Origin of the sequence: Bradyrhizobium sp. 159 (genome assembly GCF_023073795.1) — a bacterium.
GTDB lineage: Bacteria > Pseudomonadota > Alphaproteobacteria > Rhizobiales > Xanthobacteraceae > Bradyrhizobium.
The window spans coordinates 99,307-120,266 of record NZ_JADPKE010000088.1 but is presented as its reverse complement, the minus strand read 5'-3'; the positions used below and the strand labels follow the sequence as shown (position 1 = coordinate 120,266).

The window sequence follows — 20,960 nt, the reverse complement described above, 5'->3', positions numbered from 1 at the left end:
GCAGTCAGAACGCGTTGAACAGCATCGTCAAGCCCGCCGCCAGCATGATGCCGTCCATCAGCAGGCGAAACATCTCCGGCTTCAGGTGCAGCACGAAACGCTTTGCGACGAAGGCGCCCGACATCAGCGAGGCGCCCGCGATCAGGCCCTTGACGAAGACCTCGCCGGTCAGGGCGCCGAAGCGCTCGAAGGTCACGGATTTCGCGAAGTAGAGGCCAAGCGAGGAGGCAGCTTCAGTCGCGAGGAAGGCGCCCTTGCTGAGCCCGTAAAACAGAAACAAGGGCACGCTGAGCGGGCCAGTCGAGACCACGATGCCGGTGAGATAGCCGATGACGGCGCCGCCGATCGCGAGATGCCAGAGATTGGCCTTCAGGTCGTGCCGCGCCAACCAGTGTCGCACCGGAACCATCGCGATCAGGAAGATGCCGATGGTGAGATCGACCGCGTGCGCGGGCAGCGCCAGCAGCGTCCGTGCGCCGAGCGCTGCGGCCGGAATGCCCGTCACCGAATAGGCCGCGCAAGCCCGCCAGTCGACCTCGCGCCACCACGCCAAAATCCGCGAAAAGTTCGCCATTACGGAGGCCACCGCCATGATCGGCACGGCTTCCTTCGGCCCATAGGCATAGACCAGCACCGGCATCAGCATGATCGACGAGCCGGTGCCGACGATGCCGGAGATGGTGCCGGCGATGAGGCCGACGCTGAGCACGAAGAGAAAGGCCAAAATGGGCTCCCCGAATCGGGAGAGTTTAGCCGCGCCCAGCGATATGGGCGATCCGTGAGGCGAGGGAACCGATCGCGCGACGCATCGGCATGCCGGTCTGGCCGGCTTTGAGACATTTCAATGCCGCGGCTTTGCAGCTTACCACGAGCGCGCTGCAGCGACACGCTTTCCCTGAGCATGGCTGCGAATGCGCCGACAAAGGTATCGCCGGCCCCATCGTATCGGCCGGCGAGCCGAACACCAGGGTCATGGAGAGGCGGTCAGCCTTGCTCGTCCATGACGCGCAGCTTCTCCACGCGGCGGCGGAAATCCTCGTCGGTCGAGAATTCGGCCGAGAGGTAGGAGGACACGAGATCCACAGCGAGCCAGGCGCCGACGATCTGCGCGCCGATGCACATGACGTTGACGTCGTCGTGCTCGACGCTCTGATGGGCGGAATGGACGTCATGGCAGACCGCGGCGCGGATGCCCTTCATTTTGTTGGCCGCGATCGAGGCGCCGACGCCGGTGCCGCACACCATGATGCCGCGTGCGGCTTCGCCCGACGTCACCTTCTGCGCCACCGCGCGCGCGATGTCGGGGAAGTCCACCGGCTTGTCGTCATAGGAGCCGACGTCGATAACGTCGTGGCCGAGCTTGCGGATGTGATCGATGACGGTCTGCTTGAGCGGCCAGCCGGCGTGGTCGGATCCGATGACGAGACGCATGTAATATCCTTCTTGAGCTTGCATTGATCGTGACAGCCGTATGCGGCTGTCACGATTGTCCGTTTGATTCAGCTGCGCATGTCGGGCGGCAGTTCGACGCCGTGGAATTTCTTGTAGATCGCGTTGAGCTTGCCGTTCTTGACGTTCTCGGTGATCCAGGCGTTGAGCTTGTCCATCAGGCGCTGCTCGCCCTTCTTCAGGCCGATGGCGAGGTCGAAGGTCGCCAGCGGAATCCTGGACTCGAACACCCGCGAGGGGTTCTTCACCCCAATCTGGTTGATGATCGTCGCGGACGAGGCGACGCAGTCGACCTGGCCGGAGACGGCCGCCGTCACCATCGTGGCATCATCGTCGTAGCGGGCGATCTTGAGGTCCTTGTCCTTCATGTTGGACAGCGTCGTGTCCTGCGTGGTGCCGCGCGAGACGCCGATCGGCTTGTCCTTCAGGTCGGGCCAGTCCTTGACGGCCGACGATTTCAGGCAGCCGACATCGGATTGCAGCGTCGCATAGCGCTTGGTGAAGTCGATCACTTTGGCGCGGTCCGGCGTCACCGACAGGGTCGAGATGATGATGTCCGCCTTGCCGGTCAGGACGTTGGGGATCCGGGTCGCGCCGGTGGTCTGGATGAATTCCAGCTCGAGCCCCCAATCCTTGGCGAGCAGCTGGGCGACTTCGACGTCGGAGCCGGTCGGCTTCATCGTGGAATCCATCATGCCCGAGGGCGGAATGGCAAGGTCCGTCGAGATGCGGATTTTCTTCGCCTTCGTGATGTCGTCGAGCAGATCGGCAGATGCCGGCGTGGCTGATATCATGACGAGGCAGCACAGCGCGGCCGCCCCCAGCAATGTCTTGTTTGTCATCCTTGGTTCTCCTCTCCTATTATGATTTCAGGTTTCCCGTGCCCACGAATTGCATGAGCTCGGGCGTTACCGGCGACGTCAGGATCGAGGCGGGCCCAGTCTCGTGGACCTTGCCGCGATGCATGAAGACGATTCGGTCGGCGATGCCTTTGGCAAAGCCCATCTCGTGGGTGACCATCACCATGGTCATGCCATCAGCCGCGAGTTGCTCGATCACCTTCAGCACTTCGCCGGTGAGCTCCGGATCGAGCGCGGAAGTGACCTCGTCGAACAGCATCACCTTCGGCTGCATGGCAAGCGAGCGGGCGATCGCGGCGCGCTGCTGCTGGCCGCCCGAGAGCTGTTCGGGATAGGCATGCAGTTTCTCCTCGAGCCCGACCTGTGCGAGCACTTTTCGCGCGAGGTCCTTGGCTTGCGAAGCGGTCAGGCCCTTCACGGCACACGGCGCGAGCGTGATGTTCTGCTCGATCGTGAGGTGCGGAAACAGATTGTAGCTCTGGAACACGATGCCGACGTCCTGGCGCAGCGCACGCAGATCGACGTCCGGTCGGTCGACCCGGTGTCCGCAGACGACGATCTCGCCGCCGTCGACCTTCTCGAAGCGGTCGATGCAGCGCAGCGCCGTGCTCTTGCCGGAGCCGGAGCGTCCGATCAGCGCCAGCACCTCGCCGCGTTCGACGGCAAAGGAGACGCCGTCGAGCACCCGCAGCGGGCCAAAGCTTTTCTGCACGTCGCGAAGTGACACGATGGGCTCGGAGGAGAGGGCGTTTTGTTGCATGTCAGGCCGGCGCGAGGTTGGACCTGCCATACCCCATCCGCCGTTCCAGCCTCTGGCTGAACAGCGACAGGGGATAGCACATGGCGAAGTAGGTGGCGGCGATGATGGCGTAGATGGCGAACGGCTCGAACAGCGAGTTGTTGACGATCTGGCCCGAGCGCATCAGCTCGACGAAGCCAACGACGGAGGCGAGCGAGGTGTTCTTGATGATCTGCACCATGAAGCCGACGGTCGGAGGCGTCGCGATGCGGATCGCCTGCGGCAGGATCACCTTCATCATGCGCTGGGTCCGGCTCAGCGCCAGGCCTTCGGCAGCCTCCCATTGCGGCTTCGGCACGGACTCGATGCAGCCGCGCCAGATCTCGCCGAGATAGGCGGCAACATAGAGCGTCAGCGAGGCGCCGGCCGCCGCGAGCGGCGAGACCTTCAGGCCGATGGCGGCCAAGCCGAAATAGCCGAGGAACAGAATGACGAGCAGCGGCGTGCCCTGGACGAGCTGGACATAGACGGCACTGGCGATCCGCACCGATTTGAGCGGCGAGATACGCGCCAGCGCAATCACGAAGCCGACGATGCCGCCGCCGATCAGCGCGATCATGGACAATCCGATCGTCCACAGCGCGCCCTGGCCGAGGAACATCAGATGATTGATGTTGAGATGTCCGCCCATGGTCATCTCACAACGGCGTGCCGAGCCGGCGTCGGCGCGGAAACAGCACGAGGCCGAGGCCCCAGAAGCCCGCGCGCATCACCAACGACAGGATGACGTAGAGAACGGCCACGATGATGTAGGTCTCGAAGGCGCGATACGTGTCCGACTGGATGTAGTTCGCGACCGCGGTGAGCTCCTCGGCCGAGATCTGCGAGCAGACCGAGGAGGCCAGCATCAGCAGCACGAATTGGCTGGTCAGCGCCGGATAAACCTTCTCGATCGCCGGCAGCAGGATGATGTGCCAGTAGATCTGGAGACGCGACAGTGCCAGCCCTTCGGCGGCCTCGATCTGTCCGCGCGGGATCGCCTCGAAGCCGGCCCGCATGATCTCGGCGGTATAGGCGCCGACATTGATGGTCAGCGCGGCCACCGCCACGGTGAAGGCGGAGTACTTTAGGCCAAGGCTGGCGAGGCCGAAATAAACCAGGAAGATCTGCACGAGCAGTGGGGTGTTGCGGATGGTCTCGACATAGACCTTGCAGGCGCCCGCGATCAGCGCGTTATGCGTGCCGCGCCCGACCGCCGCAAGCGTTCCGAGCAGGGCGCCGAGCACGGTCGCGAAGAATGCCAACTCCAACGTGAGCGCGGCACCGGCCAGAAAACTTGGCCAGCGCTCCAGCACTGCGGGAAAGTCGAGTTGGAGGGTCATCGTATCGGGTTCAGCCCGTCACCTGGTTGGTCATGCGGTCATAGACGCGGAACAGCGCCTGGTTGCCGTTGCTGCCTTCGCCATGCGCGCGCGCATCGACATATTGACTGGTGACGAGCGCAGTGCCGGGCAGCGGCACGTTCAGCGCCTGCGCGTGCTCCTGCACCAGGCGCAGATCTTTCAGCATCAGGTCGATGCGGAAGCCGGCGCCGACGTCGCCCTCGATCATGGACGGGCCGAGCTTGTCGAGCATCCACGAGGCAGCCGAGCCGCCGAGCAGCACCCGACGCAGCAGGTTGAGATCGACCCCCGAGGCGCGCCCGAGCGCAAGCGCCTCGCAAATGGCCTGGATGTTGATGCCGCAGATCAGCTGGTTGCAGAGTTTGACGGTCTGGCCAGCGCCGGAGGCTCCGACATGCGTGATGGTCGTGCCCATCGCACGGAAGAACGGCTCGGCTTTGGCAAAGGCTTCGGCATCGCCACCGGCCATGATCGACAGCGCAGCGTTCTTGGCGCCCACAGGCCCGCCCGAGACCGGCGCGTCGATGAAGCCGACACCGGCTTTTTGCAGCTCGGCATGGATACGACGGACGGCGACCGGCGAGATCGTGCTCATGTCGACGATCAGCTTGCCGGGAGGAGGGGACTTCAGGAGCCCATGGTCGCCGTAAATGGTCGCCTCGACATGGGGCGTGTCGGGCAGCATGGTGATGACGATCTCGGCGCCTTGCGCGGCGTCGGCGGGGCTGTTGGTGCGGGTCGCACCTTCCTTGACGCTTTCCGCCAGCGCGACTTCGTTCAGATCGAAGACGCGAACCGCGTGTCCGGCCGCCAGAAGGTTGCGCACCATCTCGCGTCCCATCGTGCCGATGCCTATGAAGCCGACATTGCCCTTGTCGTTCCGTCCCATGGTGTCAGTCCGTTTCTTGCTTGATTGGTTTCTTGCTTGATTGGCCTGCCGCGATCAACCTGAGGCGCTGGTCTTGTCGATGTCGCCGGCAACGGCGCGCCGCCGGTATTCGTCGCCGATGGCAAAATGCTTGCGCAGCGTCGCATCTGCGCGCTCCGGATCACGTGCAATGACCGCTTCGAAGATGCGCCGGTGATCATCGATCAGATACGTCTTCATCGACGGGAAAGCCTGGACCAGCTCGCGGCGGCTGCGATGCGAATGCGTCAACAGGCCTCCCATCGAACTGTGTAGAACCGTCAACGTCTCCGAATGCGAGGCGACGACGATAGCGCGATGGAAGTCGAAGTCGGCCATGCCGCCGGCATCCGCCTCGTCGATCGTTTCCCCGATTTTTGCCAGCGCGCGTTGGAGACGTTCGAAATCGGCTATGTTGGCGCGTTCGCAGGCCAGCCTGATCGCCTGGCATTCAATCGCCACGCGGGCCTGCATGACGTCATCGAGCATGTCCGCCTGTTGGGCCAGCGCGAAGGTGAAGAAGTCATTCAGCACGGAGACGTCCGGCCGCGTCACCACGGTGCCGATGCGGTGGCGGATCTCGACGATGCCGAGGACGGTCAGGGCCCGCAGCGCTTCGCGGACAATCGGCCGGCTGACGCCGAGCAGGGTCGCCAGCTCGCGTTCGGAAATCAGCCGGTCGCCGGGCTTGAGCGAGCCCGCCAGCAGGCGCTCGCGCAAGAAGGCGAACACCTTCTCGAACCCTTTTTCGCCTTCGACCGCCCGCTTGAGCTCCATCCCACGTCTCTTGGTCTGATCCTGGTCAGACCAGTATGATAACCAGCACCGCTGAGGTCAAGAGGCTCAACATTGAATGGGTCGGAAAATGCGCGAACTGCTTCCAGACGGCCGGCTTGGAGGCCGACGAGTCAAATGGAATCGGAATACGCGTAACCCATTGAGCGGATAGGGGTGGGCTACTGTGCATGGGGTTGTTTTCCATGTTCTGTTGGAGCGACCGGATGACCGCCATCCGCGTGGGTTTTGAAACCCAATGGCGAGGCTGCTGACAGCATGTTGGCAGCAGCGGCCGGCTACGACCATGTCCTGACTAAACGGAGAGAGGATCATGCCGATCGAGGCAAGCTGTCATTGCGGTGAGACGGTGTTCGAGGTGACGGAGGCGCCGTCGAGCGTGACGCGCTGCACCTGCACGCTCTGCACCAAGCGCGGCGCGCTATGGGCCTATTACACGCCGGCGCAGTTCCGCCTGCTGTCGCCCCCCGACAACGTCGCGACCTATCTTTGGGGCAGCCGCTCCGTCAAGCATCACTTCTGTGCGAATTGCGGCTGCGGCACCTATTCGGAATCGCCGGACTGGTCGACGGGCAAGCCCGATTTCGACAATCCCAAGGTCGCCGTGAATGCGCGCCTGTTCGACGATTTCGATTTGGACGCGGTACCGGTGAACGTGATCGACGGCAGGAATCTGTGGTGAGGAGTCACCGCAACACGATCCACGCCGGCGCGTGATCGCTCGCGCCATCCTCGCCGCGGATCTTCTTGTCGACGCCGGCTTTGACCAGGCGCGGGGCGAGGGCAGGGCTGAGCAATAGATGATCAAGCCGCAGGCCCGCATCGCGCGGCCAGCGGTTTCGCTTGTAGTCCCAGAACGTGTAGATGCGCTCTTCGGGATGCAGTTCGCGGATCGCGTCGCACCAGCCTTGTTCGACCAGTGAGGCAAACGCCGCCCGGCTCTTCGGCTGGATCAGCGCATCCTTGTCCCATGAGCGCGTCGGATAGATGTCGATCGCCGTCGGCGCGACGTTGTAGTCGCCGGCGAGCACCACCGGCAGATCCTGCTTGACGAAGCTCTTGGCGTGGCGCCTCAGCCGTGCGAACCAGGCCAGCTTGTAGTCGAATTTCGGCCCCGGCTGCGGGTTGCCGTTCGGCAGATAGATGCTGGTGACGATGACGCCGCCCACGGCCGCTTCGATGTAGCGGGCTTCGAGATCGTCGGTCGTCCCCGGCAAGCGATCGCGGGTGAGCACGGGCTCGGCGTTGCGGGCGAGGATGGCGACGCCATTCCAGGTCTTTTGTCCACGCCAGACTGCGCCATAGCCGGCTTTTTCGATGGCCGCCGCCGGAAATTCGCCATCACTTGCCTTCAACTCCTGAAGCGCGACGACATCGGGCTTCGCGATCCGCAGCCATGCCAAGAGATTGGGCAGGCGGCGATTGATGTTGTTGATGTTGAATGTCGCAATCTTCATGTAGGGCTGACGCTTCTGCCTTCCGATCCCGGAGACACAATGTCCAAGTTGAGCTTTGTTGCCATCGCACTCGTCATCGCGTTCTGCGGAGGCGCATCGGCACAATCGTCCGATCCGCGCGGTGCGTGCAAGGCGGACTATGACAAATTCTGCGCCGGCATCGCGCCCGGCGGCGGCATCGTCGCCTGTCTCAACGGCAAGCGCGATCAGCTCAGCGCGACCTGCAAGGCGGCGCTGGACAACCGGAAAAAGAAGTAAGCGAGGAGCAGTTCAGCTCCGCAGCGGCGGCGGGCTTGCCGGCTGCTCGACCGACGGCGGGGAGGGCGGCTGCTCAACAGCCTGTGCGGCAGCTGGCTTTGTCACCGGCTCCACGATATTGCCGCCCTTGTAGAGGCGGGCATAGCGGCGGCCGAGGCTGGTCAGCACCTCATAGCCGATCGTGCCGAAATGATGCGCGAGCTCGTCGACGGTAATGCCCTCGCCGAGCAGCGTCACCATGTGGCCGCGCCGCGCCGCATTCGGCGGCAGGTCGGTGATATCGATTGCGATCAGGTCCATCGAGATGCGGCCCGCGACCGGGCAGCGTTTTCCGGCCACGATGACTTCGGCGCCGCGGGTGCCGTCATTGGAGCTGGCGGCGCGGAAATAGCCGTCGGCATAGCCGACCGCGATGATCGCGAGCTTGGTCGGCCGCCGTGCGGTCCAGGTGCCGCCATAGCCGACGGTCTCGCCGCGCTCGATGGTGCGGATCTGCACGATGCGCGCCTTGAGATCCACGACTTGCTGCATCGGATTATCGGCCTCCGGCGTCGGATTGACGCCGTAGAGTGCGGCCCCAGGCCGCACCATGTCGAACTGGAAGGGCGCGCCCAGGAAGATGCCGGAGGAATTGGCGAGCGCCGCCGGCACGCCCGAGAACTCGCTGGCGATGCCGCGGAAGGCTGCGAGTTGTCTTGCATTCACCGGGCTGTTGAGCTGCTCGGCCGAGACCAGATGGCTCATCACCAGCGTGATGCCGTGATCGCCGGCATTGATGCGGGGGATGATGGCCTGCGCTTCCGCAAGCGTCAGGCCGAGCCGGTTCATGCCGGTGTCGATGTGAACAGCGGCGCCTCCGGTCCAGCCGGTGCGGCGGCAGAACACGTCCCATTCGGCGAGCTCGTTGAGGTCGCCGATCACCGGCCGGCAGTTGATCTTCGCATAGTGCTCGCCGGTGTTCTGGAAATAGCCGCTGAGCACGTAGATCGTGGGCTCCGGCACGGCCGCGCGCACCTTGCGCGCTTCCTCTATGGTGGCGACGAAGAAGGTCTTGCAGCCGGCCTTGCTCAGGGCACGCGCGACTTCGGCGGCGCCGCAGCCATAGGCGTCGGCCTTGATAACCGCCGAGCACTCGGCCGGTACCGCCGTCTTCTCGAGTTTGCGCCAATTGGCGATGATGGCGTCGAGATCGACGGTGAGTACGCCGCCATAGGCGGCGAGCGCGGCAGCCTGACTGGCCTCCGCGGAGAGAAGACCGGATTGCGGGATCGTTTTCGGGTCGGACGCCATTGTCATGGCGCCGTTTTACGCAAGAGGCCCGAAGGGTTCAACCCGGGGAACAGTTTCTAATAGTCGCTGCGATCCGGCAATTGGCCGTCATGGGCGAGGTCGCCGAAGCGGGTGACGGAGGCGTCGAAGTGCAGCTCGACCGTGCCGGTCGGGCCATGGCGCTGCTTGCCGATGATGACTTCGGCCCGGCCGACCGTGCGTTCCATGTCGGCCTGCCATTTGGCGTGCTCCTCAGTGCCGGGACGCGGCTCCTTCATGGCGAGGTAATATTCCTCGCGGAACACGAACAGCACGACGTCGGCGTCCTGCTCGATCGAGCCGGATTCGCGCAGGTCCGAGAGCTGCGGCCGCTTGTCGTCACGCGACTCCACCTGACGCGAAAGCTGAGACAGCGCGATCACGGGGACGTTGAGCTCCTTCGCCAGCGCCTTCAGGCTGGTCGTGATCTCCGTGATTTCCTGCACGCGGCTGTCGCTGGCGCGCTTGCCCGAGCCGGACAACAGCTGGATGTAGTCGATCACCAGGAGATCGAGGCCCTTCTGGCGCTTGAGTCGGCGGGCGCGCGCCATTAGCTGCGCGATCGACAGGCCGCCGGTGGCGTCGACATAGAACGGCAGCGATTGCAGCTCGATCGAGACCTGGCGGATCTTCTCGAAATCGGCTTCCGTGATGCCGCCGCGACGGATGTGCGAGGAGGGGATGCCGGTGCGCTCGGCCACGATACGCGTGGCGAGCTGGTCGGCCGACATTTCGCAGGAGAAAAAGCCGATCACGCCGCCATTGGCGGCCTTCATGGTGCCGTCCGCCTGGAGTTCCGGAACATAGGCTCGCGCGACGTTGTAGGCGATGTTGGTCGCCAGCGAGGTCTTGCCCATACCGGGACGTCCCGCCACGATGATGAGGTCGGAATGCTGCAAGCCGCCCATCTTGGTGTCGAGATCGCGCAGGCCCGTCGAGATGCCCGACAGCTTTCCGTCGCGCTGGAACGCCTTCGCCGCAAGATCGACGGCGACCGTCAGCGCCTGCGAGAATTTCTGGAAACCGCCGTCATAACGGCCAGACTCGGCAAGTTCGTAGAGCTTGCGTTCGGCGTCCTCAATCTGCGCCCGCGGCTGGAAATCGACGGGCGCGTCGTATGCGACATTGACCATGTCCTCGCCGATGCCGATCAGGTCGCGCCTGAGCGACAGGTCGTAGACGGTGCGGCCGTAATCCTGGGCGTTGATGATGGTGGTCGCTTCGGCGGCGAGCCGCGCCAGATATTGTCCGATGGTCATGCCGCCGACATCGGTATCGGCGGGAAGGAACGTCTTCAGCGTGACGGGCGTCGCGATCTTGCCCATCCGGATCAGGGTGCCGGCGGTCTCGAAAATGGTCTGGTGTAGCGGCTCGAAGAAATGCTTCGCCTCCAGGAAGTCGGAGACGCGATAGAAGGCGTCGTTGTTGACTAGGATCGCGCCCAGGAGGCTCTGTTCCGCCTCGATATTGTGCGGCGCGCTCCGATAGGCGGGCGTTCCGGCGTCGGGCGCGAGTTTGAGAACGTTCGAATCAGTCAGGGCCATGGTCGGACGTGCTTAGCAATTTTCTTGGGCGGATGCGGGGCGGGGATAAAGCGCCGCTGCAGGCGAAAGCGGAAGCAAAAGCTGACCGCTATCAACCGTTCAGTGAAAATGGTGGATGATTGGCCGCCGCAGCACGCCCGCGCTTGACGGATTTTCGCGGAACCGGGTGCGGCTTGGGAGCGGACGCACCCGCGCGGTGGAAAAAGCCTGAAGCCGTGAACCTTATGGATTGGCGCGCAGACCCATCGAAGAGCGCGCGAATTGACGCACGCTGGGAGCTTTCGGCTGGGATTCAGACCAGCAGGAGGTAGACCAGCGCAGCCAAGGCCGCCCCGACGCCAGTGACGATCAGGGCGTAATCGGTGCGGAGGTCGTTCTGCACGTCGAATGCGGTTTGGGTCTCTTTGCGCATGGCGACGATCTAAGCCAAGTCCGACCAGCTTTGTGTGAAGCAGATCACATCTTCCCGGATTCTTTCGGGTAGAGCCGGAACAGGCCGGCGGGCAGGGGGTTGTCCCCGACCCGCCAGCAGGGAGACGCAAGCGATGCGGCCAGAACGGCAGCAGCAGATGTGGCGAAGCGAGGCAGGCAGCCGGCTTTGGCTAGCTGGACTGATCGCGGCCATGGAGCACGCCGAGCGGCCTGAAGTGCGGCGTCAGCCGGTTGCACCTGAAGTGCTTTTGGAATTGCGGACGCAACTGGCGCTAAGCGCCTCCTTGCGGCTTTCCCAGATTTCCGGCCTGCATCATTAGGGCCTATTCACCTGCCAGCTTGAGCCTGGGCTTGGCGCCGCCCTCGATGGCCCGCAGCCGGGCCTCTTCGCGCGCGATGTAGTCGCGCGTCATCGGCACGATGCCCTGGCGCCGGGTGAGCTGGATCTGGAAGTTCATCATCGCCTGCTTGCGGAAGGTCATTTCGCAGGCCGCCAGGTAGAACTCCCACATCAGCGCGAAGCGCTCATCGTAGAGCTGCACGGCCTCCTCGCGCCGCGCCATGAAGCGCTCTCGCCAGGCTTTGAGCGTCTCGGCGTAGTGCAGGCGCAGGATCTCGATATCGCAGACCAATAGACCCGCCCGCTCGATCGACGGCAGCACCTCGGACAGAGCGGGGATGTAGCCCCCGGGGAAGATGTATTTGGCGATCCAGGGATTGGTCGAGTCCGGTCCCTGCGAACGGCCGATCGAATGCAGCAGCATGACGCCGTCCTCGCTCAGGAGCTCGGCGCAGCGCTGGAAGTAGGTGTCGTAGAAGCGGGCGCCGACATGCTCGAACATGCCGACCGAGACGATGCGGTCGAATGGGCCTTCGATGTCGCGGTAGTCCTGCAGCAGGAATTTGGCCGAGCCCGTCAGGCCCTTTTCGGCGCCGCGTGCATTGGCGATCCGCAATTGCTCGGTTGACAGAGTGATGCCGGTGACGTCGGCGCCCGCGATCTCGGCAAGATAGAGCCCGAGCCCGCCCCAGCCCGAGCCGATGTCGAGCACACGCTGGCCGGCCCCGACGAGCAGCTTCGCGGCGATGTGCCGCTTCTTGGCGAGCTGCGCGTCATCGAGCGTGGTCTCCGGCGTCTCGAAATAGGCGCAGCTATATTGCTTGTCGGCATCAAGAAAGAGCGAATAGAGCCGGGCGTCGAGATCGTAGTGGTGCGCCACGTTACTGCGCGAGCGCGAGCGCGGATTGAACTGCTTGAGGTGGCGTGTCAGATAGCGTAGGTGCCACCACGGTTTGGCCCATTGCGGCAATAGGTCGGGTTGATCCAGCAGGATCGCGAGGGCATCAGCTATGGTGCCGTGTTCGACCACGAACTCGCCATCCATGTAGGCTTCGCCAAGCCCGAGTTCGGGATTGATGAGGATTTTTCGTTCTGCGTCTTTCGTGACGAAGCGGACTGCGACCGGGGCGCCGGAGCCGTCGCCGACGGTGAACGTCGTCCCGCTTGCGCTGGTCACCGTCATCGACCCGCGCCGGATGAATTGAGACAGAAACTTATGCAACAAGCGGTCCATCGGCATTTCCTCTCGAGCGGACCCGAAAGATGCGACTAACCCGGCCTTCATATCTGACGCCCAGGCGCCGCAGCGGTTCCTATGCGTTTGCATCTAAAATCTAGCGAGCCAGTTCCGCCTCCGCCATTGCGCTGTGCTCAAAGCCGATATTCGAAAAGCGCTTAATCACATCCTTGCGCGGGGGCCTGCTTCCATTCGCGGCTCAATCGGATAAAAGGTGACCGCCGCCGCGCGGGACGCCGGCTGCACCTCTCGTATTTCAGTGGAGATGATGGGAAATGTCGAGCCGAGCGTTCAGTCTCGCGACGGTATTGCTTCTGATCGGCTTCGGCGCGACCGATACCATTCTTGCGCAGGCAACGAACCTCGAGGCCGGCAAGACTCCGTCCCAGCTCTTCGCGCAGACCTGCAATGCCTGCCACAAGAGCCCGCGTGGACTTCTGAAGTCCGTGGCGCCGAGTTCGCTGCCGGGATTCCTGCGCCAGCACTACACCACGAGCTTGGACATGGCGGGCATTCTCGCCTCCTACCTCGTCTCCAATGGTGCCACCGACACCCGGTATCAGGCCAAGGACGGCAGGGACAAGAAGGACGGCGCCAGGGAGCGAGAAGCCAATACAGCTCCGGGCCAGTCCGAACATCAGGGCCGCCGCCAGCGCTCGCAGGAGGCCGCCAAGCCGGAGGGCGAGGGGTCCGCTCCTGCGGCCGACGGCCCGCGCCAGAAGCGTGCTGCGCGGCCGGCCGACGAAGGCATGAAATCCGAAGGCCAGGCAGCACCCGAGGGACGCAAGGCCAAGCGCCGCGGCAAGCCCGGCACTGAGGAAGCACCGAAGGTCGACGCCGCCGCGCCGGCCACTGAAGACAAGAAGAGCGAGCCGAAGGCCGAGTCGAAGCCTGAGACGGCCAAGCCCGACAGCGCCAAGGTCGAGCCGGGTCGTGACGAGACCAAGCCCGACAGTGGCACGGCATCGGAGAAGCCCGCCGACGCCAGTCCTGATAGCGGGAAGGTCGAGCCGCGCGGCAGTGAAGCTCCGCCGCTGCGCCCGGATCCGGTGCCGCCGGTGACGCCGTCTGCACCAGCCGCCGTGAAGCCGACCGAGCCGGCCGCGCCCAGAGCGACGGAAGAGGCGGCTCCGACCGCGCCTGCTGCCAGCTCCGAACCGGCCAAGGCGCCGGCACCTCCCGCGACCGCTGCAGCCCCGCCTGCGCCGCCGGCCGAGTCGTCCGGCCCGCCGACGCCGCCGATCTCGCGCTAAACCAGCTTGGTCTTGATGGACATGCGCCGACCGCGTTGATCGCGGCCTCCGCACCGTATTGACGAGGCCTAGAGTGATACTCTAGTTTAATGCTCTAGGAGGCGGCAATGACGTCGAACGTGCGAGACGACCTGTTGGCGGCCGGGCTGATCGTGTTCGACCGCGTCGGCTTCGAAGCCGCGACGGTGGCTGCGATCCGCACCCGGGCGCGCGCCTCCAATGGCAGCTTCTTTCACGCCTTCGGCTCAAAGAAGGAGCTCGCCGGTGCGCTGTTCCTGCAGGTCCTGCGGCACTATCACGCCGCAATGCTGACCGCGCTCAATCCCGTGCCCGGTGCGGAGCAGGGCATCGATCGGCTGATCCGGGCGCATCTTGAGTGGGTCGTGACCAGCCGGCGCGAGGCGCGCTACCTCTTCGAGATTTCCCGCAGCGAGTGGGGCGAGGAGGTTCGCGATGCCCAGCGCGCGCAGAACGCGCGCCTCGCCGACGGCATCGAGCGCTGGCGCGCGCCGCTGGTTGCACGCGGTGAGCTCTTGCCGATGACGCCGGCAATGTTCATCAGCCAGCTGATCGGGCCGGCGCAGATCTTCTGCCGCGCCTTCCTGTCGGGACGCGACCACACCGACCCTCGCGGGGAGGCCGACATGCTGATCGCCTGCGCCATTCGGGCGCTAAGGCCGTTCGACCGCATCAACCAGCAACAGGAGAGAGTGCATGTCAGCCGCAGCTGATCCGGAGTTCGCACCGATTGCCGACCGCATCCACGCCAATGTCGGCCGGCAGGGCTTCATGACCCTGGTCGGCGCCGAGCTTTCGGACTTGTCGCGCGGCAGCTGCACGATCGCCGTGGATCGCCGGCCGGAGCTGCTGCAGCAGCACGGCTTCTTCCACGGCGGCGTCACCGCCTTCCTGATCGACAACGCCACAACGATCGCAGCCGCGACCTCGCGTGGCCAGCCGGCGCTGACGGCGGAGTACAAGCTCAATTTATTGTCGCCTGCAGTCGGCGAGAAGCTGATCTGCCGTGGCCGGGTGATCAAGCCGGGCCGTCAGGTCTCGGTGGTTGCGGCCGACGTATTCTGCGTCAGCGACGGCGTCGAGAAGCACACGGCAACGGCGCTGGCCTCGATTGCGATGTTGAGCGAGGACGTCGCCGCGAAAACGAAAAGCCCGGCCGCCTGAGGCAGCCGGGCTGATTTTGAGCTCGTCATTCCGGGGCTCGCGAAGCGAGAACCCGGAATCTCGAGATTCCGGGTCTGGTCCTTCGGACCATCCCGGAATGACGACATTGGAGTTACTTCTCTTCCGTAGCCGGCACCGGCTCGACCTCGTCGTGCTGGGCTTCCGGATCGAAGAACTCGCCGGCCGCGGCGATTGCCTCGGCAGCCGCGTCGCGGTCCTCGTTGCGGGTCGAGATGTCCTCGCCGCGGTTGATGCGCTCGGCCTCGTCCTGGCTGCGCGCGACCGTCACGGTGATGTCGACCTCGACCTCCGGGTGAACGGCGACGGTGACCGTGTGCTTGCCGATTGTCTTGATCGGTGCGTCGAGCTGCACCTGCGGGCGGTCAAGATGGACGCCGTCGGTTTCGAACGCCATGACGATGTCGCGCACGGTGACCGAGCCGAATAGCTGGCCGGCTTCGGAGGCCTGGCGGATCACGATGATGTTCTTGCCCTGGATCTTTTCGGCGACCTTGGACGCTTCGCCCTTGGCCTGGAGGTTGCGAGCCTCGAGCTCAGCCTTCATGCCGTCATACTTGGCACGGTTGTCGGCAGTGGCGCGCAGCGCCTTGCCGCGCTTGAGCAGGAAATTGCGGGCATAGCCGTCGCGAACCTTCACGACTTCGCCCATCTGGCCGAGCTTGGTGACGCGTTCCAGCAAAATGACTTCCATATTCGTTCTCCTTTGAAGGGATCTGAGTTTCAGTTTCCGGGGTTGAACTTAAGAGGTTGGCAGCGGCGGCGGCCGCCGGCTGCGCAGGAAGCGCTCGCGGAAGCCGAACACGGCATCCGCAAGACCGAGGATCACCATCGCGATGACGGGCCATCCGAACACGACGACGACGGCGTAGGTCGAGCCGAGCCAGAAGGTGCGGCTCTTCAGCGCCAGTGTCAGCGTATGCAGCACGGCAAAACCGGTCAGCGCATAGCCCATCATCAGCGCGGCCGTGGTGATCTGCGCGACGATCGCGAGCAGCCCGCCGGTGAAGCAGAAGGCGAGCGCGATGCAGAGCGCCACGAGCGTCATCGGCGGCAGCTCGGCCGCCTTCAGGTCCGGCCAGGGACGACGCAGCCGGCCCGACGTCGCGGTCACCTTGGCGCTGAGCCAGAGGCTGAGAGTCAGCGTCATCATCGCGACGATGGTGGCGGCGGCCGGTGCAATGCGCACGAGTGCGTCAACGAACTGGCTGGCTTCACCCGAAGTTTGCGGATCGGCGGCGGGGAGGAGGCGCATCAAGCCCCGCCGCAGCGTGCCGCTGATGGTGTCGGCGTCGGTGCCGAGCGTGAGCAGGGCGGCAATGGTGGTCAGCGCGGCGAAGCCTGCGATCCAGAGCAGGATGCGGCCGACCGGATACCACTCGATCTCGGGCTCGGCCGGCGGCTCGACGGCAGAGGTGTCTGGTGCGACGCTTCCCACTGGCCGGCCAAGCAGGACGAGATGGCCGAGCCACCAGGCCGGCAATGCGACGGTGACGGCGAAGGCGATGCAGTAGGGCAGGCCGAACAGCGCGCCGAGGCCGATTGCGGCGGCAATGCCGCCGAGGCACGCGCAAAGCGGCCCCCAGCCGATCGCGGCGACCATCAGCGGCAGCGGTGCGAGATAGAACAGGACGAGCGAGATCAGCGCGCCCGAGATGATCGAGGCGAACATCAGCGCCGACGCGGCGCCGGCGATCAGGGCTATCAATCCAAAGGCCATCATCAGCTGTCCCGCTCCCTTCGAGCGGTTAGAGGCGTCGTTTGCCCCAACCATCGGCGACCGGATGACCCGGAGGCCTTATGAGTTCAGAATATGACGACCGGCGGCTCGGCGGCCGCCGGTCGAATTGGTCGTGTCAGCGAATGACGTAGGGCAAGAGGCCCAGGAACCGCGCGCGCTTGATGGCGCGGGCGAGCTCACGCTGCTTCTTCGCGGACACCGCGGTGATGCGGCTCGGCACGATCTTGCCGCGCTCAGAGACGTAACGCATTAGCAGCTTGGAGTCCTTGTAGTCGATCTTGGGAGCATTGGTGCCCGTGAACGGGCAGCTCTTGCGACGACGGAAAAACGGACGGCGTGCACCAGCTTCAGCCATTGATCTTACTCCGCATCCGCAGTGGTTTCAGCTTCTTCGCGCGGACGGCGCGGGCCGCGGTCACCGCGGAAGCCGCCCTCGCGGTCGCCACGGAAGCCGCCTTCACGCTCGCCGCGGAACCCACCGCCGCGGTCGTCACGCTCGCGATCACGATCGGCCTTGCGCATCATCGCGGACGGGCCTTCCTCGAGTTCCTCGACGCGGACGCTGAGATAGCGGATCACGTCTTCGCTGATGCGCTCCTGGCGCTCGATCTCGGCGATCGCCGCGGACGGCGCATCGATGTTGAGCAGCACGAAATGAGCCTTGCGGTTCTTGTTCATGCGATAGGTGAGGGAGCGAACGCCCCAATTCTCGGTCTTGGTAACCTTGCCGCCGAGGCCCTCGACGATACCGGTCATCTGTGCAGTCAGCTCTTCGACCTGCTGCGGGCTCGCGTCCTGACGCGCGAGAAAAACATGCTCGTAAAGAGGCATGGAAGTCCTTTCCTCATGTTGGCGCATCGCCCGGCGTCAAGCCCTTAAGAGACCTTCGGAAAGGACTCTGGGATTAAGCTCAGAAGGCGGAAACACGGGACGACGGGCCGACTGGCCCTGCCACACCAAAATCACGAATGATTTGCTGAGACCGTCCGTTCAGCTCCCGGCCGGGGTCTGCGGATGGGCGCCTTATACGGATTTTGCCTGGCTTTGCAAGGTTGGGGCCCAAGTCTCGGCTCGCACAATCGAAGGCGGGTGGTGGTCGGCCCTCAAATCGAACCAGCTTGACCTACTTGTTTGTATAACATACAAACAAGTCAGCGGGAGGATCCAATGGCAGACAATTCTGCCCATGCTCCGTTCGAACCGGGCGCCAGCGACCCCAAGCACGCCGCGCGCGCCACACGCACGGCCGGCCGCAAGATGCGGTCGCTGCTGTTGGATGCGGCAAGCCCGCTGTTCCGGGAGCGGGGGCTGTCGGGCACGTCGATCACCGACATCGCGGCCGCGGCGGACGCGTTCCCGAGCCAGATCACTTACTACTTCCGCACCAAGGAGGCGCTGTTCGTCGAATGTGCCTGCCGCGAGCTGCTGTATCTGGCGCGCGCGACGGAACAGGCGGCGCTGAGGACGCGCACGCCGCAGGAATACACGCACGCGCTGGCGGAGACGGTCACGGCGAGCGATTCGGTCGCCTTCTTCGCCGAAGCCCTGACACTGACGCGGCGGCGGCAGGATCTGGCGCCACTGGTTGAACGCACCATCGAACGGCTGCACAGCGAAGGCGCGCGGGCCTATGCAAGCCAGGTTGCACGACACGGCTGGCGCTCGCTGCGCGCGCCCGATGAAAGCTCGCGGCGGTTCTGGGCCGTCGCTATCGGCGTCATCCTCGAAGGCTACGCCATGGGCCGATCGCCGGAGGAGCTCTGCAGCGAGATGCTGCGCGTGCTCGGTGAGCAGGCGAAATCCACGGGCGAGGCTGCGCGCCTGCGTCTCGTCGAGCAGCGCGACGCGCCGAGCAATTCGAACGAGGAGAGTTAGGCCATGACCGCGCTTCGCATGCGTGCCCGCGATTTCCTGACGGACGATCAATTGGCCGACGTGCGCCAGCGCGTGACGTGGAAGGGCGTTGCGCTGATCGCGCACGCCTGGGCGCTCATCATCGGTGCGATCGCTCTGGTCGCGTGGTGGCCCAATCCGCTGACGTACATTCTCGCCGTCGCCATCATCGGCTCGCGCCAGCTTGGACTTGCCATCCTCATGCATGACGGCGCGCATGGCTGCTTGTCCGCCGATGAGAAAACCAATCTGGCGCTGAGCCAATGGTTCTGTGCCTATCCGCTGTTTGCGGAGACGCGGAGCTACCGGCGCTACCACTTGCAGCATCACGCGCGCACCCAGCAGGACGACGATCCCGATCTGGTGCTGTCGGCGCCGTTTCCGATCACCAAGCTGAGCTATCGCCGCAAGTTCATTCGCGACATCACCGGACAGACCGGCTACCAGCAGCGCAAGGCGCAATTGCTCAACGCGCTCGGGCCAAAGGACTGGGCATGGCGGCAGCGTGCGGCGCATTTCTGGGGGAAGCTCGGCCCACAATGCGTCGTCAATGCCGCAATGTTCGCTGCGCTCGCGGCGGCCGGCGTGTGGTGGGCCTATCCATTGCTATGGCTGGTGCCGCTGCTGACCTGGATGATGGTCATCACCCGCATCCGCAACATCGCCGAGCACGCCGTCGTCCCTGACAGCAATGATCCCTTGCGCAACACTCGGACCACGCATGCCAATTTTCTCGAGCGCCTGTTCATCGCCCCGTACTACGTGAATTATCATCTCGAGCATCACCTCTTGTTCTATGTGCCCTGCTACAATTTGCCGAAGGTGCATCGCCTGCTGAGCGCCAGCCGGCATGCCGACCGCATGGAGGTGCAGCCGGGCTACGCCGCGGTGCTGCGGCTTGCCACCGCGAAGCCAAACCAGGACGATCGGCCGGGGCAGCTGGTCAACAGCGCGCGCCGCGCGCGGGCGGGGGCAGAGGTCGACGTCAACCAGACGGCCGGCGGATTCTAGGAAACCGTATCACCGGTTGAATCCGGCCGGGGTTCCCATCTTGGCTTGACATTCCGACCCCGGACAGTGTCTACGGCCCCCTTTGGAGCGTGATCCGGAACCTTGGGCTGAGGCCGCGCGTAGTCGGCTGCCGGTTCTCGTGAGGATCACGCCCGACATGCAGGGAGCGCCGATGACGGCAGCATTTACATTTCCGGGGCAGGGGTCCCAGGCGGTTGGCATGGGCAAGGCCCTCGCCGACGCCTTTCCGGCAGCGCGCGCCCTGTTCGACGAGGTCGATGCTGCGCTTGGGGAGAAATTGACGGCGACCATTTGGGATGGTCCGGCCGAGACCCTTCAGCTTACCGAAAACGCCCAGCCAGCGCTGATGGCGGTCTCCCTCGCAACCCTGCGCGTGCTGGAGAGTGAAGCCGGTTTTTCCGTCGGGCGGGACGCAGCCTTCGTCGCTGGCCACTCGCTTGGTGAATATTCGGCGCTGGCTGCGGCCGGCAGCCTGAGCATCTCCGATACCGCTCGGCTGCTTCGCACCCGCGGTCTCGCAATGCAAAAAGCCGTGCCAGTCGGTGCCGGCGCAATGGCCGCGCTGCTTGGCCTCGACTACGAGGCCGCCATCGAGGTCGCCGATGAGGCGGCGCAGGGGCAGGTCTGCCAGGCCGCCAACGACAATGGCGGCGGGCAGGTGGTGGTCTCCGGCGACAAGGCGGCGGTCGATCGCGCCGTCGAGATCGCCAAGGGCAAGGGCGCCAAGCGCGCGATGCTGCTGCCGGTGTCGGCGCCGTTTCATTGCAAGCTGATGCAACCGGCCGCCGACGCCATGGCGGAGGCGCTCTCGACGGTCACGATCAAGGCGCCGGCCGCGCCGTTGGTGTCGAACGTGCTGGCGAGCGCCATCACCGATCCCGACGAGATCCGTCGCCGCCTGGTCGAGCAGGTCACGGGCACGGTGCGCTGGCGTGAATCGGTCGCCTATATGGCAGGGCAGGGCGTCACCCGTTTCTTCGAGATCGGCGCGGGCAAGGTGCTTACGGGACTCGTCAAGCGCATTGCGGACGGTGCCGTCGGCGTTGCGGTTGGCGGTCCGAGCGATATCGCTGCCGCCAAGGATGCACTGGCCGCTGCCAAGCAGGCTTAGA

The 20,960-nt window shown here is 64.7% G+C and carries 23 protein-coding genes and 1 pseudogene; 8 read left to right on the top strand and 16 right to left on the bottom strand.

The annotated features are described in order from the left end of the window. Positions 1-4 precede the first annotated feature (4 nt). The 8 genes and pseudogenes from IVA96_RS25770 to IVA96_RS25735 all read right to left on the bottom strand — a co-directional run bounded on the left by IVA96_RS25770 (position 5) and on the right by IVA96_RS25735 (position 6,135). Positions 5-724 (bottom strand): sulfite exporter TauE/SafE family protein, encoded by a 720-nt coding sequence (locus IVA96_RS25770; RefSeq protein ID WP_247420045.1) that lies wholly within the window; start codon positions 722-724, stop codon positions 5-7. A 260-nt stretch (positions 725-984) separates the two neighbouring features. Further along, on the bottom strand, positions 985-1,431 hold the full coding sequence (rpiB, locus tag IVA96_RS25765; RefSeq protein ID WP_212433903.1) for a ribose 5-phosphate isomerase B: 447 nt from the start codon (positions 1,429-1,431) through the stop codon (positions 985-987). A 68-nt stretch (positions 1,432-1,499) separates the two neighbouring features. Beyond that, positions 1,500-2,291 (bottom strand): transporter substrate-binding domain-containing protein, encoded by a 792-nt coding sequence (locus IVA96_RS25760; RefSeq protein WP_247281638.1) that lies wholly within the window; start codon positions 2,289-2,291, stop codon positions 1,500-1,502. Positions 2,292-2,310: 19 nt separating this feature from the next. Next, on the bottom strand, positions 2,311-3,069 hold the full coding sequence (locus IVA96_RS25755) for an amino acid ABC transporter ATP-binding protein (RefSeq protein WP_247281637.1): 759 nt from the start codon (positions 3,067-3,069) through the stop codon (positions 2,311-2,313). Between the two features lies 1 nt (position 3,070). Then, a complete protein-coding gene (locus tag IVA96_RS25750) occupies positions 3,071-3,739 on the bottom strand; it encodes an amino acid ABC transporter permease (protein ID WP_247281636.1) in 669 nt (222 codons plus the stop codon). A 7-nt stretch (positions 3,740-3,746) separates the two neighbouring features. Next, a complete protein-coding gene (locus IVA96_RS25745) occupies positions 3,747-4,430 on the bottom strand; it encodes an amino acid ABC transporter permease (RefSeq protein WP_247281635.1) in 684 nt (227 codons plus the stop codon). A gap of 10 nt (positions 4,431-4,440) precedes the next feature. After that, positions 4,441-5,367, bottom strand: a pseudogene (locus tag IVA96_RS25740) (NAD(P)-dependent oxidoreductase); the annotation flags it as partial. A gap of 27 nt (positions 5,368-5,394) precedes the next feature. After that, complete coding sequence (locus IVA96_RS25735; RefSeq protein ID WP_247281633.1) at positions 5,395-6,135, bottom strand: FadR/GntR family transcriptional regulator; 741 nt, start codon at positions 6,133-6,135, stop codon at positions 5,395-5,397. A gap of 331 nt (positions 6,136-6,466) precedes the next feature. Here IVA96_RS25735 and IVA96_RS25730 point away from each other — a divergent pair, with 331 nt between their 5' ends. Then, a complete protein-coding gene (locus tag IVA96_RS25730) occupies positions 6,467-6,835 on the top strand; it encodes a GFA family protein (protein WP_247420039.1) in 369 nt (122 codons plus the stop codon). A 4-nt stretch (positions 6,836-6,839) separates the two neighbouring features. Here IVA96_RS25730 and IVA96_RS25725 read toward each other — a convergent pair whose 3' ends face one another. Next, on the bottom strand, positions 6,840-7,610 hold the full coding sequence (locus tag IVA96_RS25725) for an exodeoxyribonuclease III (RefSeq protein WP_247420036.1): 771 nt from the start codon (positions 7,608-7,610) through the stop codon (positions 6,840-6,842). Positions 7,611-7,649: 39 nt separating this feature from the next. On the opposite strand from IVA96_RS25725, the gene IVA96_RS25720 reads away from it, so the two are divergent. Then, on the top strand, positions 7,650-7,868 hold the full coding sequence (locus IVA96_RS25720) for a cysteine rich repeat-containing protein (protein WP_247420034.1): 219 nt from the start codon (positions 7,650-7,652) through the stop codon (positions 7,866-7,868). A 12-nt stretch (positions 7,869-7,880) separates the two neighbouring features. Here IVA96_RS25720 and alr read toward each other — a convergent pair whose 3' ends face one another. From alr to IVA96_RS25705, 3 genes are all read right to left on the bottom strand, one after another. Continuing rightward, a complete protein-coding gene (gene alr / locus IVA96_RS25715) occupies positions 7,881-9,158 on the bottom strand; it encodes an alanine racemase (RefSeq protein WP_247420237.1) in 1,278 nt (425 codons plus the stop codon). A 56-nt stretch (positions 9,159-9,214) separates the two neighbouring features. Continuing rightward, on the bottom strand, positions 9,215-10,720 hold the full coding sequence (locus tag IVA96_RS25710) for a replicative DNA helicase (RefSeq protein ID WP_247420031.1): 1,506 nt from the start codon (positions 10,718-10,720) through the stop codon (positions 9,215-9,217). Positions 10,721-11,475: 755 nt separating this feature from the next. Next, positions 11,476-12,726 (bottom strand): cyclopropane-fatty-acyl-phospholipid synthase family protein, encoded by a 1,251-nt coding sequence (locus IVA96_RS25705; RefSeq protein WP_247420028.1) that lies wholly within the window; start codon positions 12,724-12,726, stop codon positions 11,476-11,478. 278 nt (positions 12,727-13,004) lie between these two features. On the opposite strand from IVA96_RS25705, the gene IVA96_RS25700 reads away from it, so the two are divergent. The 3 genes from IVA96_RS25700 (at position 13,005) to IVA96_RS25690 (ending at position 15,164) form a co-directional block, all read left to right on the top strand. Next, positions 13,005-13,982 carry a hypothetical protein gene (locus IVA96_RS25700; protein ID WP_247420025.1) on the top strand — a complete coding sequence of 326 codons (978 nt, stop codon included), beginning with the start codon at positions 13,005-13,007 and terminating at the stop codon, positions 13,980-13,982. Between the two features lie 107 nt (positions 13,983-14,089). Then, positions 14,090-14,713, top strand: coding sequence for a TetR/AcrR family transcriptional regulator (locus tag IVA96_RS25695; RefSeq protein WP_247420024.1), 624 nt, complete (start codon positions 14,090-14,092; stop codon positions 14,711-14,713). Continuing rightward, positions 14,697-15,164: a PaaI family thioesterase gene (locus IVA96_RS25690; RefSeq protein WP_247420023.1), complete on the top strand. Its 468-nt coding sequence runs from the start codon at positions 14,697-14,699 to the stop codon at positions 15,162-15,164. Before IVA96_RS25695 ends, IVA96_RS25690 begins: the two co-directional genes overlap by 17 nt. Positions 15,165-15,276: 112 nt before the next feature. Here the strand turns inward: IVA96_RS25690 and rplI are convergent, their stop codons facing one another. From rplI to rpsF, 4 genes are all read right to left on the bottom strand, one after another. Further along, a complete protein-coding gene (gene rplI, locus IVA96_RS25685) occupies positions 15,277-15,876 on the bottom strand; it encodes a 50S ribosomal protein L9 (protein WP_247420022.1) in 600 nt (199 codons plus the stop codon). Between the two features lie 48 nt (positions 15,877-15,924). Then, positions 15,925-16,905, bottom strand: coding sequence for a DUF2232 domain-containing protein (locus tag IVA96_RS25680; RefSeq protein WP_247420021.1), 981 nt, complete (start codon positions 16,903-16,905; stop codon positions 15,925-15,927). 133 nt (positions 16,906-17,038) lie between these two features. Next, complete coding sequence (gene rpsR, locus IVA96_RS25675; RefSeq protein WP_212371059.1) at positions 17,039-17,278, bottom strand: 30S ribosomal protein S18; 240 nt, start codon at positions 17,276-17,278, stop codon at positions 17,039-17,041. Between the two features lie 5 nt (positions 17,279-17,283). Further along, positions 17,284-17,754, bottom strand: a complete 471-nt coding sequence (rpsF, locus tag IVA96_RS25670) for a 30S ribosomal protein S6 (RefSeq protein WP_247281622.1) — start codon at positions 17,752-17,754, stop codon at positions 17,284-17,286. A 336-nt stretch (positions 17,755-18,090) separates the two neighbouring features. On the opposite strand from rpsF, the gene IVA96_RS25665 reads away from it, so the two are divergent. The 3 genes from IVA96_RS25665 (at position 18,091) to fabD (ending at position 20,959) form a co-directional block, all read left to right on the top strand. Continuing rightward, a complete protein-coding gene (locus IVA96_RS25665; protein WP_247420020.1) occupies positions 18,091-18,798 on the top strand; it encodes a TetR/AcrR family transcriptional regulator C-terminal domain-containing protein in 708 nt (235 codons plus the stop codon). A 3-nt stretch (positions 18,799-18,801) separates the two neighbouring features. Then, positions 18,802-19,827: a fatty acid desaturase family protein gene (locus tag IVA96_RS25660; RefSeq protein WP_247420019.1), complete on the top strand. Its 1,026-nt coding sequence runs from the start codon at positions 18,802-18,804 to the stop codon at positions 19,825-19,827. A gap of 172 nt (positions 19,828-19,999) precedes the next feature. After that, positions 20,000-20,959 (top strand): ACP S-malonyltransferase, encoded by a 960-nt coding sequence (gene fabD / locus IVA96_RS25655; protein ID WP_247420018.1) that lies wholly within the window; start codon positions 20,000-20,002, stop codon positions 20,957-20,959. Position 20,960 lies beyond the last annotated feature (1 nt).

Coding starts and splice junctions, on each gene's coding strand:
- rpiB (WP_212433903.1), bottom strand. CDS start 1,431: ATGCGTCTCGTCATCGGATCCGACCACGCCGGCTGGCCGCTCAAGCAG.
- IVA96_RS25760 (WP_247281638.1), bottom strand. CDS start 2,291: ATGACAAACAAGACATTGCTGGGGGCGGCCGCGCTGTGCTGCCTCGTC.
- IVA96_RS25755 (WP_247281637.1), bottom strand. CDS start 3,069: ATGCAACAAAACGCCCTCTCCTCCGAGCCCATCGTGTCACTTCGCGAC.
- IVA96_RS25750 (WP_247281636.1), bottom strand. CDS start 3,739: ATGGGCGGACATCTCAACATCAATCATCTGATGTTCCTCGGCCAGGGC.
- IVA96_RS25745 (WP_247281635.1), bottom strand. CDS start 4,430: ATGACCCTCCAACTCGACTTTCCCGCAGTGCTGGAGCGCTGGCCAAGT.
- IVA96_RS25735 (WP_247281633.1), bottom strand. CDS start 6,135: ATGGAGCTCAAGCGGGCGGTCGAAGGCGAAAAAGGGTTCGAGAAGGTG.
- IVA96_RS25730 (WP_247420039.1), top strand. CDS start 6,467: ATGCCGATCGAGGCAAGCTGTCATTGCGGTGAGACGGTGTTCGAGGTG.
- IVA96_RS25725 (WP_247420036.1), bottom strand. CDS start 7,610: ATGAAGATTGCGACATTCAACATCAACAACATCAATCGCCGCCTGCCC.
- IVA96_RS25720 (WP_247420034.1), top strand. CDS start 7,650: ATGTCCAAGTTGAGCTTTGTTGCCATCGCACTCGTCATCGCGTTCTGC.
- alr (WP_247420237.1), bottom strand. CDS start 9,158: ATGGCGTCCGACCCGAAAACGATCCCGCAATCCGGTCTTCTCTCCGCG.
- IVA96_RS25710 (WP_247420031.1), bottom strand. CDS start 10,720: ATGGCCCTGACTGATTCGAACGTTCTCAAACTCGCGCCCGACGCCGGA.
- IVA96_RS25705 (WP_247420028.1), bottom strand. CDS start 12,726: ATGGACCGCTTGTTGCATAAGTTTCTGTCTCAATTCATCCGGCGCGGG.
- IVA96_RS25700 (WP_247420025.1), top strand. CDS start 13,005: ATGTCGAGCCGAGCGTTCAGTCTCGCGACGGTATTGCTTCTGATCGGC.
- IVA96_RS25695 (WP_247420024.1), top strand. CDS start 14,090: ATGACGTCGAACGTGCGAGACGACCTGTTGGCGGCCGGGCTGATCGTG.
- IVA96_RS25690 (WP_247420023.1), top strand. CDS start 14,697: ATGTCAGCCGCAGCTGATCCGGAGTTCGCACCGATTGCCGACCGCATC.
- rplI (WP_247420022.1), bottom strand. CDS start 15,876: ATGGAAGTCATTTTGCTGGAACGCGTCACCAAGCTCGGCCAGATGGGC.
- IVA96_RS25680 (WP_247420021.1), bottom strand. CDS start 16,905: ATGATGGCCTTTGGATTGATAGCCCTGATCGCCGGCGCCGCGTCGGCG.
- rpsR (WP_212371059.1), bottom strand. CDS start 17,278: ATGGCTGAAGCTGGTGCACGCCGTCCGTTTTTCCGTCGTCGCAAGAGC.
- rpsF (WP_247281622.1), bottom strand. CDS start 17,754: ATGCCTCTTTACGAGCATGTTTTTCTCGCGCGTCAGGACGCGAGCCCG.
- IVA96_RS25665 (WP_247420020.1), top strand. CDS start 18,091: ATGGCAGACAATTCTGCCCATGCTCCGTTCGAACCGGGCGCCAGCGAC.
- IVA96_RS25660 (WP_247420019.1), top strand. CDS start 18,802: ATGACCGCGCTTCGCATGCGTGCCCGCGATTTCCTGACGGACGATCAA.
- fabD (WP_247420018.1), top strand. CDS start 20,000: ATGACGGCAGCATTTACATTTCCGGGGCAGGGGTCCCAGGCGGTTGGC.